Raw genomic sequence first — 15,658 nt, 5'->3', positions numbered from 1 at the left:
AAAAGCCCCAACATATTGGGGCTTTTTTTTGAGCTTTAACTTATACGTTAAAACGGAAGTGCATTACATCGCCATCTTGAACAACGTAAGTTTTACCTTCTAAACGCCATTTACCAGCTTCTTTAGCGCCGTTTTCACCGTTGTATTGTACGAAGTCATCATATGCAACAACTTCAGCACGGATAAAGCCTTTTTCGAAGTCAGTATGAATAACACCAGCAGCTTGAGGAGCAGTTGCACCAACTTTTACTGTCCATGCACGTACTTCTTGTACACCTGCAGTGAAATAAGTCTGTAAACCTAAAAGTGCATAACCTGCACGAATAACCACATTTAAGCCCGGTTCTTCCATGCCCATTGCTTCTAGGAACTCAGCACGATCTTCATCTTCTAATAATGAAATTTCAGCTTCGATTTGGTTGCAAAGTGGAACAACAATTGCGTTTTCTTCCGCAGCAAGTTTTTTTACTGCGTCTAAGTGCGGATTGTTTTCAAAACCATCTTCTGCAACGTTTGCAATATACATAGTTGGTTTTAAAGTCATTAAACCAAAACCACGAACTAATTTACGTTCATCATCAGACAAATCAGCCGCGCGAGCTGGTTTACCTTCGTCTAGTAATGGTTGGATTTTTTCTAAAACAGCTTTAGTTGCTACAGCTTCTTTGTCACCGCCTTTAGCAACTTTAGTTAAACGTAAAATTGCTTTAGCAACAGTTTCAAGATCGGCAAGCGCAAGTTCGGTATTAATAGTTGCGATGTCGTCTAATGGATCAATTTTACCATTTACGTGAATTACGTTTTCGTCTTCGAAACAACGTACAACATGAGCAATCGCATCAGTTTCACGGATGTTAGCAAGGAATTGGTTGCCTAAGCCTTCACCTTTTGATGCACCAGCAACAAGACCTGCAATGTCCACAAATTCCATTGTAGTTGGCAAAATACGCTGTGGTTTAACAATCGCAGCAAGTTTGTCTAGGCGTGGATCTGGTACAGGAACAATACCTGTGTTTGGTTCAATGGTACAGAAAGGGAAGTTTTCCGCTGCAATCGCTGCTTTCGTTAATGCATTGAAAAGGGTAGATTTCCCTACGTTTGGCAGACCAACAATACCGCAATTAAAACCCATGAAAACCACTCACAAATGTGTAAATTAAAAATTGTCGCTGATTTTACATGAAAGCCATGACAAAGTCATGGCTAGAGCAGGGTTGTATTGCGTTTAAACTTTACGTTTATCAAGTTGCTGGGCTAATGCATCGCCAGTTGCTTGTACCAACATGACTAAAACAATGAGCACAAAAATTACAGCCAACATAATTTGCATATCAAAACGTTGATAACCATAACGATAAGCAATGTCCCCTAGGCCACCTGCACCAATAGCACCAGCAATCGCAGAGGAGTTAATCATAGTTACAATAGTCACGGTAAAGCCTGCAATAATTCCAGGTAAAGCCTCTGGTAAAAGTACATGCCAAATTATTTGTTTACGGTTACAACCCATGGCTTGTGCAGCTTCAATTAAGCCTTGGTCGACTTCGCGTAAACTGACTTCTGCAATACGTGCAAAGAAGGGAATTGCTGCAATGGTCAATGGAACAACGGCAGCCCAAACCCCGTAACTTGTACCCACAATCCAGCGAGTAAGCGGAATCAGTGCAACCATTAAAATTAGAAAGGGTACAGAGCGAGTAATGTTGATTACCCAACCCAAAGCCTGATTAATCTTTTGTGACGGGTGAATGCCGTGCTCAGAAGTGCTGACTAAAATAACAGCAATGGGTAAGCCAATTAAAAAAGCAATAAATGCAGATGCACCTACCATGAGTAAGGTATCTACAGTTCCAGTAATTAATAAATCAATGAGCTGGTCGTGCATAGCCAAGTACCTCAAATTGTGCAATTGCAGTTGATGCGTCTTGTCGTATAGATGAAAGATCAATTTCTACGTTAGGAATACCAACTAAAAGTGAGCCAATAATGTGCCCTTGAATGGTATCGACCTGACTTTGATATAAATTGACGGGTGCTTTAAATCTAGCAAGTAATTCTTGAATATCTGGAACCAGATGTGCTTCAGCTTCATATTTCAGTTTTACAATAATATGAGTCGAGTTTTCATCAGGTAGAGGACTGATTTTAAAAGGCAGAGTGATCTGCTCAAGGTTTAATAATTCTTGGGTAATTTGCTGTTCTGGTCGTGAAAATACGGACCAGACTTGTCCTGCCTCTACAATTTCACCTTGATCAATCACCACGACTTGATCGCATATTTCTCGAATAACCTGCATTTCATGAGTAATGAGTACAATCGTTAGACCAAGTTCCTGATTAATCTTTTTAAGTAAAGCCAAAATAGTGGCGGTACTTTCAGGGTCGAGTGCTGAGGTTGCTTCATCACAAAGTAAAATTTCAGGGTGATGAACAAGTGCACGTGCAATACCGACACGTTGCTTTTGCCCACCTGAAAGTTGTGATGGATAATAGCCAGACTTATCTGCAAGACCTACGAGGGCAAGGACTTCATTTACACGTTGGTTGATATCTGCTTTGTTGTAATTGGAAACTTTTAAGGGCAAAGCCACATTTTCCCAGACCGTTTTTGCAGACATCAAATTGAAATGTTGGAAAATCATTCCAATACGCTGGCGAGTTTGAATAAGCTCGGAATGACTCAATTCAGCAATGTTTTGTTGATGAATATGAATACTGCCTGTATTCACTTGTTCTAAGCCATTTAAAGTGCGGAGTAGGGAAGATTTTCCCGCACCACTTTTACCAATAATGCCTAAAATCTTACCTTGGGGAATATCAAGGTTAATCTCTTTTAAAGCATGCAGTTCTTGACTCTGCGATTGGTAAAACTTATTTAAACCACGAATTTTGATATGGGGTAGAGAAAAATCAACTTGTGATCCAAAACTCACCATCGTCATTCTCCTTATTTCCAGCCAGGAAACCAAAGTTTTGGCCCAATCTCAGCATCTAACACAGCTTTAACTTTTGGCGAGTTTTGATAGATCTCAACAAATTTCTTTAGTTTGTCGCCCTTATCCTGATAGTCATCACGTACCACAAACAAAATTGCGTAACGTTTATTGGTATTGTCATCAAGTAAAAGCGCACTATCAGGGTCAGCAGTTTTTGCTAAGCGTAAGTAATGTGGGTAGCCAAAAGCCAAATCAACATCATCAATTGCACGGGCAGTCTGTGGTCCTTCAACCTCAATGAATTGCAAGTTTTTAGGGTTTGAAATAACATCTTTAAGTGCAGATAAATGATTGTTTGAATCTTTAAGCGTAATTAATTTAGCTTGTTGTAAAAGTAGTAGGGCACGACCTTGGTTCACAGGATCATTTGGAATGACTACACGTGCGTTTTGTGGCAATTCATCAAGGCTTTTATATTTCTTTGAATAAAGTCCCACATGTGATGCTGCACCCACTGCAAATGCCTTTAATTTAAAGCCAGTTTCTTTAATCGCATTGTCTAAGAATGGTTGATGCTGGAAAAAGTTCGCATCAATATCCCCATGATTTAAAGTAATGTTTGGTGTATTCCAGTCAGAAAACTCAACCAGTTTTACATTTAAACCTTGTTGCTTTGCTTCATCGGCAACGGCTTGTAAGGTTTTTGCAAATGGCGGGCTAATGCCAATCACAAGTTCATTTGAGCCACTTTGACGGTGTTTATTCCAAAAGAATAAAGCAACAAAAAGGACTACAACGACTAAGCCTACGCCTAGCCATTTTTTAGAGGCTGTTTGAGCCATGTCTATCTCCAAATTTAGGCAGTTATTTCTTCAATTTTTGTTAAGTTTTTGCTGTTGTTATAGGGACTACATCGGAACGCTTGAACAGGGTGTTGTTTTGGTAATTGATCACCCCGATTAAAAATTTTGTTCCGCAGTGAACCCGTTTTATATGCAGTTTTATAGCGACCACGTTGTTGTAGCTCAGGAATAACCAAGCGAATAAAGTCGTGGTGAGACTCGGGTGCAACTGTACGTGTCAAATTAAAGCCATCAATATCGGTCTCATCTAAAAGATGAATTAAATATTCAGCAACTTCTTCGCCACTACCCACGATGAGGGGATAACGACCACCTAAAACATGCTGAGCTTTTAAGTCATTTTTTGTGATTTGTTGCTCTTTAAATTTTTCGGTAATCGAAACAATACTGTTACTTTTTTGGTAAGGAATCGCTTCATCGTCGGCAAATTTACTTAAGTCGATACCAGTTGAACTCGCATAATGCGCTAAGCCTGCTTCAGGACTTGCATACTGACGATATTCATTAAGTTTCTGTACAGCGAGATCATGTGTTTCGGCAACAACAACGGTTATACCGACAAAGACTTTAATATCATCCGCTGAACGGCCTTGCTGTTCTGCAAGAGCACGAATCTTTTTCACCTGTTCGCGTATTTTTTCGGGTTTGTCACCGCCAATAAATACACATTCAGCATGGCGAGTCGCAAACTGCATGCCTTTTGGTGAAGCACCTGCTTGAAACAGTGTTGGGGTGCGTTGCACGGAAGGAGACACCTGAAACACACCTTCACTTTGGTAATATTTTCCGTGGTGGTGAATGGTGTGAACTTTAGATGGATCTGTAAAAACACGCTGTACTTTATCTTTTTTAACGGCGTCGTTTTCCCATGAACCTTCCCAATATTTATAGCAAAGCTCTAAAAATTCTTCAGCTTGTTCATAGCGAGCATCGTGGTCTTTTAAACCTTTTTGACCAATTAAGCGTTCCGCACTATCTAGATAACCTGTCACGATATTCCAGCCAATACGACCTTGAGTTAAATGGTCAAGACTCGCAAAGCGGCGGGCAAATTGATACGGATGCTCATAGCTTAAGTTCACAGTGACCCCAAAACTTAAATTTTGAGTGACTGCCGCCATAGCTGAAATGAGTGTAGATGGATCATGGCTTGGAAGCTGAATAGACTCTTTTAAAGTCAGATCAATACCGTTTTGATAGACGTCATACACACCTGTAATATCGGCAATAAACAAACCGTCAAATAAACCACTTTCTAGAGTTTTGGCTTGTTCTGTCCAATAGCTCAGTTCATTAAAGCGGTGAGATTCATCACGTGGATGTGTCCATAAGCCATGATTGATATGTCCAACACAGTTCATGTCAAAGGCGTTTAATAAAATCTCTTTTGCTTTGAAATCTGCCATTACAATGTCCCCCGACGAGGTGGTAGAACACCGTTAAGAACATAGTTCCCAATAAAGTAATATTTCCATCGTGCGGCATCATGTAACGTATGCACACGTGCATTTCGCCAGAAACGGTCTAAGCCGTCTTGTGACTGACTACCACGGCTCCCTGCAAGTTCAATCAGCTTAGACGATGCTTTGAGTGCGATATCAGTACTATGAGCACGTACTTTGGCAACATCGATGGATGCTTTTGCAATGCTTTCAGGTGTGGTTTCAATTTTTGCGGCATCAATTGATTGAGCTGCCTGTTTTAATAACACTTCACTTGCTCGTACATCTACGGCAATGCGTCCTAATTCATAAATCGTTAAAGGATCTTGGTTTGCAGTTTCTACATTTGAATCAATCCATGGGCGAGCTTGATGCACTCTTTGCAAATTTTCTTCAAAGGCTGCACGTGCAATGCCTACCTCAATTGATGCATGCATAATTTGCGCAAAAGGACCCACTAAGGTTGGTTGTAAAAATGCAGTATCAAAAGGAATGACATCATCTGCATCGACAAAAACCTGATCAAATTTAACCGTTCCGCTACCTGTGGTTTTCTGTCCAAAACCAGACCAATCATCAACAAGTTTCAATCCTTGTGAACCACTTTTTACAAAGGCTAGATATTCTCGGCCTGCATCATCTAAAACCAAGGTTGGAATACGGTGAGCAAATAAACTTCCTGTGCAATAAAACTTTTCACCCTGAATGAGATAACCATTTTCATGAGGACGGATATTGGTTTGTTTATGAGTTGAAGTTTTAGTTTTAAACTCTGCAAGTGCGTTACCAAAGCGAGTGCCATTTAACACTTCGCCATATAAACGTTGTTTTTGAGCTTTTGTACCTGTATTGCGCAATACTTCTAAGGCATAGAAATGGTTTTGTGGAATTTGTCCGATTGAACCATCTGCACCGCTTAAAAGTGCAATCACTTTAGCAACAGTATGACTGGAAACTTCGGCACCGCCATATTGCTTTGGCACTGTAATTGCCCATAGGCCAGACTGGCTCAATGCATCGATTTCGGTATAGGGTAAAATTCGCTTAGCGTCTCGCTCAACTGCGGTTTTTTTTAATTGCTCAGCAAACTGTTTTGCAACTTCTAAAGCTTCAGCATCATTTTGAATAATGTGTGCATGGTTTGATGCCGATGTTTGTTTTGTTTGAACCGATTGATATGAAGTCATGACAATTTCTCCTTAAATCCAGGCATGGCGGGCAGGGAAATGACCATTAAGGTAATAATTGCCAATGGCATGTAATTTCCAGCGAACAGGGTCGTGTAAAGTATGTACACGGGCATTTCGCCAATGTTGATCTAAATTATGTTGGCTTAAACTTGAACGGCTACCGCCCAGTTCCAGCAGTTTTTCAGAGATTTGTAGAGCAGCATCATTGGCATAGACTTTTGCTTCAGCAACCAAAATTGAAGCTTTTGCAACTTGTTCATCAGTCACAGTTTGAAGTTGGTCAAGTTCATCTAAATATTCAGCAGCTTCATCAAGCAGTAAAATTGCAGCATCGAGCAAAATATTTAACTTACCCACTTCTTGTAGGGTGTAATGTTCAGAACTGGCTTTTTCAACATTTGCATCAATAATTGGACGTGCTTTATGAATAGTCGATAAAGTATCGTCAAAAGCGGCTTCCGCTATACCTACATCAATCGCTACTTGTAATAACTGCGAATAAGCACCGCGATAAGTTGGGGGTTGCGTCAATAAGCGTTCATCAAAAATAAGCTCAGGATTAACTTCAACATGAGTTAATTTAACCGTACCACTCGCTGTAGTACGCTGACCAAACCCATTCCAGTCATTAATGACTTCAATGCCTTGAGCATCTCGGTTAACAATCACTAAAACAACATGACCTTCAGGATGAACCGCTTTAATTGCGAGCCAATGCGCAAAGCTTGTTCCTGTCGAATAAAACTTTTCGCCATTTAAAATATATTTACTGTTTTCAATGGTAAGGGTAGTTTTTAGTGTTTTTGAGTCATGTGTATTACGCTCTGGACCACCGTTGGCAAGACGTTTGCCAGCTAATATTTCTGAAAAAATAAATTGTTTTTGTTGTTCTGTGCCCATGATTTCGATCAGGTTTAACAGGCTAATCTGATTTTGTGGAATCTGACCAACATTCGCATCGCCTTTACTTAAAATACGGAAAACTTGAGCCAAAGTTTTATTAGAAACAAAAGCTCCGCCGTATTTTTTTGCAATGCGAATTCCGCCTAAACCTTTTTGGCTAAAGCTCTCAATTTGCTCATACGGTAATAAGCGTTGTTGATCACGTGTATTACGACCCTCTAAAGCAAAATCAGCTACTTGATAAGCAGCATTAATCGCTTGTTGATCATTTTGAATGATTTGGACGTATGCCGTCGTTTTAGATAGAGAATTAGACATAATGACACCTTGTATTGCTGTCACTACCTTACAAAAGAAATATTTTTCCACTAAACGAGGACTTATGCTCAGCTTATGAATAAAAATGCAAAGCACTTTTTTTGATTTTTAATAGATAAATAGAGATATAGAAATATATTAAAAATCAATAAATTATAATTTTTATCTGTAAAATGAATAACTAAAAAGGTTTTAATATGAAAAAGAGCTATAAGTACGGTAAAAAAAGATATAAAAAATATAGACCTAACTGTCAGTGAAAAATGAGCACAATATCCATTGTTTTCATTAAAAATAGCTTCTAAAGTATCTACTTACCATCGACCATTTTTGTACAAATAGTCAAATAAAAATAAACGTGGAGATTTTATGCGGGTTTTGTATCAGTTTCCTTTGTCCCATTATTGTGAAAAAGCTCGCTGGTTGTTAGACCATAAAGAACTTGATTATGTGGCTCATAACTTAATTCCAGGATTTCATCGTGCTTTTGCACAACTCAAAACAGGCCAAAATTTATTGCCTATTTTGAAAGATGATCATCAATGGGTTGCTGAATCGACTAAAATTGCACTTTATCTGGATGATACCTATCCAGAGCACTCACTGTTACGTCGTGATGAACAATTAAGACAGCAAACATTAAAAATAGATAGTTTGGCTGATGAGCTAGGTATTCATGTCCGTCGTTGGGCTCTGGCTCACACTTTGGCACATGGTGACCATGCTTTAGAAATTATGATGGGTGAACAAGGCTATTTGCGTCAGTTTGAAAAAATCTCGAAACCCTTTCTCAAGACACTGGTAAAAAAGAACTATAAACTTGAAGAGGAGTTAGTGAGTCAGTCAAAAGAACGTATGGATGAACTCATAAATGAACTAAATAACTGCTTAATAGAAAATCAGGCACGTTATATGGTGGGTGATCGCTTAAGTCTTGCTGACATTTCTGTATGTTCTATGCTTGCTCCTTTATTGGAAATAAAGGGTACGCCGTGGGAACGCGAAGAGGCGGAAAATGCTTCAGAAGAGTGGAATAACTATCAGCAAAATTTACTCGATTTACCTCTTGGTCAATATGTTTTAAGAATATATCAAACTGAGCGTAATGCGCGTGTAGATTGGCGCGGAATTTAAAGTCATAAAATGCCCTGAGAAAATCGGGGCTTTTTTTATCTTTCATAATTAATTTATTTATTCATGTATTACCATCAATTTTCTAAATGATTTTTATCAGGCCATTTGTTTATATTATTGTACTAACTGAAAGACTTTTAACTTTATAAATTTAATTTTACCTAAATGGCTAATAATTCTAATTTTTATGATTTTTTGGAAAATACAATTTTTCTAAATACTGTTTTTAGCCAAAGTTAAGCCACTTTATTGTGCGTGTGTTTACATTGTAATCAATAATTGCCACATTTAAGTGTAAATAGATGAGCTTAATAATAGACAGAAGATTAAAACATAGATTAAAGTAGAAACATGTGAGCAGTTTTAAAGGTATTAATTCTGCAAAACAGATTGAATAAAATAAGTGAAGCAAATGGATGTGTCCTGCTTGGAAAAGTTGGCTCGATAATTGCAATTTAATAATAAATCACTCTATTGTCCTATATGAATGATTCTATAGATAAATAGAGAGAATGATCATCAAGGAGTTCTTATGAAACGTTCTGCAACATCTCTCATTATTTCAACAGTTATGCTTTGTACGGTTGGCGCTACTTCTCAAATTCAAGCAGCAGATACATTAGCTAAAATTAAAAGTACCGGAAAAATCGTAATTGGTCATCGAGAATCTTCAGATCCAATTTCATATGTTGTTGCAGGTAAACCAGTAGGTTATGCAGTTGATATCTGTAACCAGTTTGCAAATGAAATTAAAAAAGAATTGAAAATGCCTGGGTTAAAAGTTGAATACAAGGCAGTAACATCATCAACACGTATTCCTGAGCTTTTGGCAGGCAATATCGATATGGAATGTGGTACGACTACAAACTCTAAACAACGTCAGCAACAAGTTGGTTTCTCAACAAACTACTACGCAACCGAAGTACGTATGGCTGTTAAAGCGAGCTCTGGCATTAAGAGTTTGGCAGACTTAAATGGTAAGGCAGTGGTCACCACACAAGGCACTACATCTGACAAATACATCAAGATGAATGAAAAAGGTCAGGCTGTTAATGTTCAAAATATTTATGGTAAAGATCATGCTGACTCTTTTGCCATGATGGCATCTGGCCGTGCTGCTGCATTTGTAATGGATGATAATATTTTAGCAGGCTTGATCGCTAAATCTTCTACACCTAAAGCGTTTGCAATTGTTGGCCCAGTACTTTCATCTGAACCTTACGGCATTATGCTTGCTAAAGATGATCCAAAATTTAAAGCAGTTGCAGACCGCACTGTAAATAATTTATGGAAAACTGGTCAAATGGACGCTTTATATAAGAAGTGGTTCTTATCACCAATTCCACCAAAAAACACGAATTTGAACATGCAACAAAGTTCATCTTATAAGAAATTAAAAGCTCACCCAACAGATGCAGGAATCTAACTGGATCTTTTTGTCCTAAATTTACTTGTGCAAGTGTAAAAATTCATTTGCACAAGTGGTCTATTTTCTAAAGATATTAATTTAAGGGGCAAACATGTCAGTCGGCTCGCTAAACTGGACTATATTCTGTGCGGAGTCTAATGAATATGGTGTCGATAAAGCCGCATGGGCAGAATCAGTTTGTAAAGCTATTGGTAGCTCAAGCTACAATGCTTATGCTGAGGCACCCACATGGTTACAAATGTTAGGTTCAGGCGTGTTCACTATGATTTGGACAGCTGTTATAGCCTTTCTTATCGCATTTTTATTAGGTTCTCTCCTCGGGGTAATTCGTACATTACCTAACAAACCTCTCGCATTTATCGGCAATTGTTACGTTGAAATTTTCCGTAATATTCCACTTATTGTGCAATTATTCTTCTGGGCTTTTGTTTTTCCCGAATTTTTACCGGACAGCTTAAGTGCAGGTAGTGGGGATGTAGTTGCTGGTGGTTGGTGGAAAAATATTTTGAATCAGCAACCTGCGGTTATTGGTGTTTTTGCATTGGGTCTCTACACGGCTGCCCGTGTATCTGAGCACATACGTGCTGGTATTAATACCGTTTCTCGTGGACAGAAGTTTGCAGCTTCCGCTATGGGTTTTACGACAGCACAAAGTTATCGTTATGTCATTTTACCGGTTGCATATCGTACTGTATGGCCAACGATTACGTCTGAAGCAATGAACGTTTTCAAAAACTCAGCTGTTTTATATGCCTTGAGTGTGTTGAATTTCTTTGCTTATACGAAAACCATGCGTGAAGAAACTTCTCAGGACATTATCATTCTTATTCTCTCTACTCCTGTTTATTTAATTATTACTTATAGCATTAAGTTTGTGATGGCATGGATTGAGAAACGAATGGCTGTACCTGGCTTAGGTTCAGGAGGGAAGTAATCATGGATTTTTCTTTATTACAAAACCCTGATGTGATTGCAGCACTCAAAGAAGGTTTCATTTTTACGCTTACCGTAACGGTATTGGCAATGATGGGCGGTATCTTAATTGGAACCCCATTGGCAATGATGCGTTTATCTAGCAATGCTATCGCCAGCAATTTTGCAAAATTTTATGTTGATCTGTTTCGTGGTATTCCACTAATTCAGGTGATCTTTATTTTTTACTTTTTGATGCCGAAAATTTTTGAGTTTCAATCTGATACCTATTGGGGGCCGTTGTTCTCAAGCGTTGTGACTTTTGCGATTTTTGAAGCAGCTTTTTTCTCGGAAATTGTACGTTCCGGAATTCAGTCTATTTCAAAAGGACAGGTACATGCAGGCTATGCGCTAGGGTTTACCTATGGTCAATCAATGCGCTACGTGGTTTTACCTCAAGCCTTCCGTAACATGCTTCCAGTATTGTTAACTCAAACAATTATTCTATTTCAGGACATCTCATTAGTTTATGTCATTAGTGCACCAGACTTTTTAGGTCGTGCAGATACATTGGCTAATACTTATGGGCCTGAAACAAAAGCAACATTCTATTTAATCGTCGCTGTAGTGTATTTCTGTAGCTCGTTTGTGCTATCGCATTTAGTCAAACGCTTACAGCAAAAAATTGCCATCATTCGCTAATTGGAGATTTTAAATGCCAATGATAGACATCCAACATATCTCTAAATGGTATGGTGATTTTCAGGTTTTAACAGATTGCACGACGAGTATTGAAAAAGGTGATGTCGTTGTTGTGTGTGGACCATCTGGTTCAGGAAAATCAACACTCATTAAAACAGTAAATGCTTTAGAACCATTTCAACAAGGTGACATTATTGTTGATGGGATTTCACTTAAAGATCCAAAAACAGATCTTGCTAAATTTCGTTCAAGAGTAGGAATGGTCTTTCAGCACTTTGAACTTTTTCCACACATGACTGTTTTGGAAAATTTGACGATCGCTCAGGTTAAAGTGTTAAAGCGTTCAGTTGCAGATGCTCGTGCAAAAGGATTGAAATATTTAGAGCGTGTAGGTTTACTCGCTCATAAAGATAAGTTTCCGGGTCAGTTGTCGGGTGGTCAGCAGCAACGTGTAGCGATTGCACGTGGTTTATCTATGGACCCAATCTGTATGTTGTTTGACGAACCAACTTCTGCACTTGATCCGGAAATGGTCGGTGAAGTACTTGAAGTTATGGTGCAACTTGCACATGAAGGTATGACCATGATGTGTGTTACCCATGAAATGGGCTTTGCTAAAAGAGTATCTAACCGTTTAATTTTTATGGATGAAGGTAAAATTTTAGAAGACTGCCCAACGCATGAATTCTTTGATAATTTAGAAGCTCGCCATGAACGTGCGAAACTCTTCTTGGAAAAAATTCAGGCAATGCACTAATACCCTTAAAAAAGAGCCTTTCAAGGCTCTTTTTTTAATCTCATTTCTCTAGAAGTTATATTTTGCTAAGAGATTGATACGTGAATAGCTTCCCATATTAAAGGTGTGCGAGTAGAAAGTGTAGAAGGGCTTACAGGTGCTTTTGATTGGCAAAGTTGTTTTTAGCTGCCTTTAAGCCTTTGTATTTTCAATGCAGAAGTAGTCGTATAGGGTATACTGTCGTTATTGTAAAATTCTGGCTGGGGATAAGAATGGAGTTGGACCGTTTTGATAAACAAATTCTAGAAATTTTGTCTCATGAAGACCTAAATTTGAATGAACTTTCAGAACGGATCAATCTGTCAGTCAGTTCTGTACATCGTCGTATCAAACACCTGATTGAAGCCAACATTATGGGCCAGCTCAAAAGGGAAATTAACTTTAGTAAGCTTGGATTTACTTTACATATTTTATTGCAAGTTTCATTAAGCAAACATGATAGTGAAACGTTTGATAAGTTTCTTGCTGAAATAGAAGCAATTCCAGAAGTCACTAATGCTTTTTTGGTGACAGGGCAAAGTGCTGATTTTATTTTAGAACTTGTAGCGCGTAACATGGATGACTACAGTGAAATTTTGTTAAGACGTATTGGAAAAATTGACAATGTTGTTGCTTTACATTCGAGCTTTGTCATTAAAAAATATAATGTGTTTAACTGTTATAACTTACTTAATAAACTATAAAAAAACGCACCATCTGGTGCGTTTTCTTTCATTCAAATGTCTGATTTATGCATCTAATTGAGCTAAAACCTCATCCGAGAACTCAACGTTGGTATAAACGTTTTGTACATCATCGAGATCTTCAAACATATCGATCATTTTTAGAATTTGTTTTGCTTGATCAACATCTGTAATTTCAGCTTTTGTAGATGGACTCATCACAACTTCTGCGTTGTCAGATTTTAAACCAGCAGCAGCGAGAGCATCTTGAACTTCACCAAAGGTCTCAGGTGAAGTAATTACTAAAATTTCATCTTCTGAAACTTCAATATCTTCAGCGCCAGCTTCTAAAGCAACTTCCATGATTTTATCTTCTAAAGAAACATCTTCAAAAGTAATCTCACCACGTTTAGTAAATAGATAAGATACAGAACCCGCAGTTCCTAAGTTACCATTTGTCTTACTAAAGCAGTGACGTACGTCTGGTACGGTACGGTTTAAGTTATCTGTCATTGTTTCAACAAGAACAGCAACACCACCAACGCCATAACCTTCGTAAGTTACTTCTTTTAAATCATCATTATCTTCACCACCAGCACCACGTTGGATCGCACGGTTAATGGTGTCACGTGTCATATTAACTGAGAGTGCTTTTTCAACTACTGCACGCAGACGAGGGTTGCTAGCAGCATCTCCACCACCAAGTTTGGCAGCAGTCACAATTTCACGAATATATTTAGTAAAAACTTTACCGCGACTTGCATCTTGTTTCGCTTTACGATGCTTAATATTGGCCCATTTAGAATGACCCGCCATGGACGTGAACTCCAAAAAAGAAAATGCAAAAGTGCTAGAATATTAGCATAGGCATGGTTTTGTTGAAAACTGTTGCCCTGCGTTTTGTTAGCCAATTGAATAAGAACAATAAGCTTAAGACCTAATGACTGAGATTAGGTCAAATTAAGTCCAATTTGATTTAGTTAATTTTCACATCTATATCAAATTGTGCATATAGTTCTTTAATTGTTTCCAAATCTTTTTGTAAATCTGTTGGATAAATTTTACCTAAAATCCCACCTTGTTTACTTCGAGCATTGGCATACATTAAAACGATTGGAACATTGGCTGCTTTAGCAATATGCCAAAAACCGGCACGGATAGGTTTGCGTTCCGAACCATCTTTAGCGCGAGTAGCTTCAGGAGCAATCACTAAGTTAAAAGTTTCATGCGTTTGAAATTGTTCAACCATCTGAGAAACAATATCTTTACTTGCTTTGCGATCAACTGGAATACCACCTAGCTTTTCTAAAAGTGGTTTAAGCGGGCCTTTAAAAAGTTCCTTTTTTATTAAAGTATGAATTTTTATATCTAAAATTTGGAAGAGGGCAATCGATAACACTGCATCTAGATTTGATGTATGTTCAAAGCCAATAATAACTTGTTTTTTCTCAAGAATTTGAGGATCTACATTGTAGGTCCAACCAACGGCTTTAAAGATAGAATTACCTAGAAATTTTTTCATAGATCAGTGCAAGTTGATAAATTTTCAGGATTCTAATATGAGTTTGTAGAAAAGCCTAGAGAAATTATGAAAGCTAAAGTAGGGCACCAAAATTAAGGATGAAGTAAGCTCTAAATTGTTTGAAAATTTATTTTTTATTTTTCTCTCAAACTTTTTATGAAAATAATAAACCTGAAGAATATTAAAACTATGAGACTTGCTGAGGGATCTCTTCATTAATTAAATATTCAATATATTGCCAGATCTTTTCTGGATTAATCAGGTTTTTATCCGTGGTGCCATCAATAATCATTCCATCAATAATAGAAATAATAATATGAACAAGAGGAGTAGGGTTTTTTATACCTAATTGAGTAAGCTTTTCATGCAATAAGTTAGTGAGCCATTTTGTATATTCGTAAAATGGTTCACGAATTGAAGTATATTGTTTAGATACTTCAATAAATGCTTTTTTAAATAAACATCCATTAAATGTTTCGCTATTGATCCACTCAATATACCAATTAAAAATAATATGAATTTTTTCAAGAGGACTAGCATCTTGATGTAAATTTAATTGTGCATTGATTGAGTTTTGAATATTTATATTCCGATGTTGCAAACACTCCATAATTAAATTTTCCTTTGAAGGAAAATATTTATAAAAAGTCATCTTTGCAACATTTGATTCAGCAATAATACGGTCAACACCAGTAGCATTGTACCCAATCTGATTAAATAAATTTAAAGCAGTATTTATAATATCTTCTTTTTTTGACATTACTATTCCATATAGTTAAAACTAATTATAACTTAATCTAAAATATTAAATTTTTAATACAAATTATGATAATAAAAAACTGAAATTGA

Annotated in this window: 16 protein-coding genes; 6 read left to right on the top strand and 10 right to left on the bottom strand. The window is 37.5% G+C overall.

From position 1 onward, the window contains the following. Nucleotides 1–40: 40 nt before the first annotated feature. The 7 genes from ychF to KTI78_RS06760 form a co-directional block, all read right to left on the bottom strand. Entirely contained in the window at nt 41–1,132 is a 1,092-nt protein-coding gene (ychF, locus tag KTI78_RS06790) for a redox-regulated ATPase YchF (protein ID WP_004642544.1), read from the bottom strand. A 93-nt stretch (nt 1,133–1,225) separates the two neighbouring features. Continuing rightward, the gene (locus KTI78_RS06785) at nt 1,226–1,885 is read right to left on the bottom strand and encodes a methionine ABC transporter permease (RefSeq protein ID WP_262445610.1); all 660 of its coding nucleotides are present in this window, start codon (nt 1,883–1,885) and stop codon (nt 1,226–1,228) included. Next, entirely contained in the window at nt 1,866–2,942 is a 1,077-nt protein-coding gene (locus KTI78_RS06780) for a methionine ABC transporter ATP-binding protein (protein ID WP_262445609.1), read from the bottom strand. The genes KTI78_RS06785 and KTI78_RS06780 overlap by 20 nt, the downstream gene beginning before the upstream one ends. Before the next feature lie 5 nt (nt 2,943–2,947). Continuing rightward, a complete protein-coding gene (locus KTI78_RS06775) occupies nt 2,948–3,778 on the bottom strand; it encodes a MetQ/NlpA family ABC transporter substrate-binding protein (RefSeq protein ID WP_262445608.1) in 831 nt (276 codons plus the stop codon). 14 nt (nt 3,779–3,792) lie between these two features. Next, entirely contained in the window at nt 3,793–5,205 is a 1,413-nt protein-coding gene (locus tag KTI78_RS06770; protein WP_262445607.1) for an LLM class flavin-dependent oxidoreductase, read from the bottom strand. After that, the gene (locus KTI78_RS06765) at nt 5,205–6,428 is read right to left on the bottom strand and encodes an SfnB family sulfur acquisition oxidoreductase (RefSeq protein WP_262445606.1); all 1,224 of its coding nucleotides are present in this window, start codon (nt 6,426–6,428) and stop codon (nt 5,205–5,207) included. Before KTI78_RS06765 ends, KTI78_RS06770 begins: the two co-directional genes overlap by 1 nt. A gap of 12 nt (nt 6,429–6,440) precedes the next feature. Then, nucleotides 6,441–7,676, bottom strand: a complete 1,236-nt coding sequence (locus KTI78_RS06760) for an SfnB family sulfur acquisition oxidoreductase (protein ID WP_262445605.1) — start codon at nt 7,674–7,676, stop codon at nt 6,441–6,443. 345 nt (nt 7,677–8,021) lie between these two features. Here KTI78_RS06760 and KTI78_RS06755 point away from each other — a divergent pair, with 345 nt between their 5' ends. The 6 genes from KTI78_RS06755 to KTI78_RS06730 all read left to right on the top strand — a co-directional run bounded on the left by KTI78_RS06755 (nt 8,022) and on the right by KTI78_RS06730 (nt 13,308). Beyond that, complete coding sequence (locus KTI78_RS06755; protein WP_262445604.1) at nt 8,022–8,786, top strand: glutathione S-transferase family protein; 765 nt, start codon at nt 8,022–8,024, stop codon at nt 8,784–8,786. A 532-nt stretch (nt 8,787–9,318) separates the two neighbouring features. Further along, on the top strand, nt 9,319–10,212 hold the full coding sequence (locus tag KTI78_RS06750) for an amino acid ABC transporter substrate-binding protein (protein WP_262445603.1): 894 nt from the start codon (nt 9,319–9,321) through the stop codon (nt 10,210–10,212). A 94-nt stretch (nt 10,213–10,306) separates the two neighbouring features. Next, on the top strand, nt 10,307–11,149 hold the full coding sequence (locus KTI78_RS06745; RefSeq protein ID WP_224991732.1) for an amino acid ABC transporter permease: 843 nt from the start codon (nt 10,307–10,309) through the stop codon (nt 11,147–11,149). A gap of 2 nt (nt 11,150–11,151) precedes the next feature. Continuing rightward, entirely contained in the window at nt 11,152–11,829 is a 678-nt protein-coding gene (locus KTI78_RS06740; protein WP_262445602.1) for an amino acid ABC transporter permease, read from the top strand. A 13-nt stretch (nt 11,830–11,842) separates the two neighbouring features. Next, a complete protein-coding gene (locus tag KTI78_RS06735; protein WP_002114298.1) occupies nt 11,843–12,586 on the top strand; it encodes an amino acid ABC transporter ATP-binding protein in 744 nt (247 codons plus the stop codon). A gap of 251 nt (nt 12,587–12,837) precedes the next feature. Further along, nucleotides 12,838–13,308, top strand: a complete 471-nt coding sequence (locus tag KTI78_RS06730; RefSeq protein WP_016141261.1) for an Lrp/AsnC family transcriptional regulator — start codon at nt 12,838–12,840, stop codon at nt 13,306–13,308. A gap of 45 nt (nt 13,309–13,353) precedes the next feature. On the opposite strand, the gene KTI78_RS06725 is transcribed toward KTI78_RS06730, so the two are convergent. From KTI78_RS06725 to KTI78_RS06715, 3 genes are all read right to left on the bottom strand, one after another. Next, nucleotides 13,354–14,103, bottom strand: coding sequence for a YebC/PmpR family DNA-binding transcriptional regulator (locus KTI78_RS06725; RefSeq protein WP_016141260.1), 750 nt, complete (start codon nt 14,101–14,103; stop codon nt 13,354–13,356). A 160-nt stretch (nt 14,104–14,263) separates the two neighbouring features. Continuing rightward, on the bottom strand, nt 14,264–14,809 hold the full coding sequence (locus KTI78_RS06720; protein WP_262445601.1) for a 1-acyl-sn-glycerol-3-phosphate acyltransferase: 546 nt from the start codon (nt 14,807–14,809) through the stop codon (nt 14,264–14,266). Between the two features lie 187 nt (nt 14,810–14,996). Continuing rightward, the gene (locus tag KTI78_RS06715) at nt 14,997–15,569 is read right to left on the bottom strand and encodes a TetR/AcrR family transcriptional regulator (RefSeq protein WP_016141258.1); all 573 of its coding nucleotides are present in this window, start codon (nt 15,567–15,569) and stop codon (nt 14,997–14,999) included. Nucleotides 15,570–15,658: the final 89 nt, after the last annotated feature.

The organism is Acinetobacter sp. WU_MDCI_Abxe161 (assembly GCF_025514355.1).
GTDB classification, from domain to species: domain Bacteria; phylum Pseudomonadota; class Gammaproteobacteria; order Pseudomonadales; family Moraxellaceae; genus Acinetobacter; species Acinetobacter pittii_E.
The sequence above is the reverse complement of the archived record's forward strand: the minus strand, read 5'-3'. Positions and strand labels throughout refer to the sequence as shown.

Excerpts from the sequence above, each read along its gene's own strand:
- ychF (WP_004642544.1), bottom strand. The coding sequence starts at position 1,132 with ATGGGTTTTAATTGCGGTATTGTTGGTCTGCCAAACGTAGGGAAATCT.
- KTI78_RS06785 (WP_262445610.1), bottom strand. The coding sequence starts at position 1,885 with ATGCACGACCAGCTCATTGATTTATTAATTACTGGAACTGTAGATACC.
- KTI78_RS06780 (WP_262445609.1), bottom strand. The coding sequence starts at position 2,942 with ATGACGATGGTGAGTTTTGGATCACAAGTTGATTTTTCTCTACCCCAT.
- KTI78_RS06775 (WP_262445608.1), bottom strand. The coding sequence starts at position 3,778 with ATGGCTCAAACAGCCTCTAAAAAATGGCTAGGCGTAGGCTTAGTCGTT.
- KTI78_RS06770 (WP_262445607.1), bottom strand. The coding sequence starts at position 5,205 with ATGGCAGATTTCAAAGCAAAAGAGATTTTATTAAACGCCTTTGACATG.
- KTI78_RS06765 (WP_262445606.1), bottom strand. The coding sequence starts at position 6,428 with ATGACTTCATATCAATCGGTTCAAACAAAACAAACATCGGCATCAAAC.
- KTI78_RS06755 (WP_262445604.1), top strand. The coding sequence starts at position 8,022 with ATGCGGGTTTTGTATCAGTTTCCTTTGTCCCATTATTGTGAAAAAGCT.
- KTI78_RS06750 (WP_262445603.1), top strand. The coding sequence starts at position 9,319 with ATGAAACGTTCTGCAACATCTCTCATTATTTCAACAGTTATGCTTTGT.
- KTI78_RS06745 (WP_224991732.1), top strand. The coding sequence starts at position 10,307 with ATGTCAGTCGGCTCGCTAAACTGGACTATATTCTGTGCGGAGTCTAAT.
- KTI78_RS06740 (WP_262445602.1), top strand. The coding sequence starts at position 11,152 with ATGGATTTTTCTTTATTACAAAACCCTGATGTGATTGCAGCACTCAAA.
- KTI78_RS06735 (WP_002114298.1), top strand. The coding sequence starts at position 11,843 with ATGCCAATGATAGACATCCAACATATCTCTAAATGGTATGGTGATTTT.
- KTI78_RS06730 (WP_016141261.1), top strand. The coding sequence starts at position 12,838 with ATGGAGTTGGACCGTTTTGATAAACAAATTCTAGAAATTTTGTCTCAT.
- KTI78_RS06725 (WP_016141260.1), bottom strand. The coding sequence starts at position 14,103 with ATGGCGGGTCATTCTAAATGGGCCAATATTAAGCATCGTAAAGCGAAA.
- KTI78_RS06720 (WP_262445601.1), bottom strand. The coding sequence starts at position 14,809 with ATGAAAAAATTTCTAGGTAATTCTATCTTTAAAGCCGTTGGTTGGACC.
- KTI78_RS06715 (WP_016141258.1), bottom strand. The coding sequence starts at position 15,569 with ATGTCAAAAAAAGAAGATATTATAAATACTGCTTTAAATTTATTTAAT.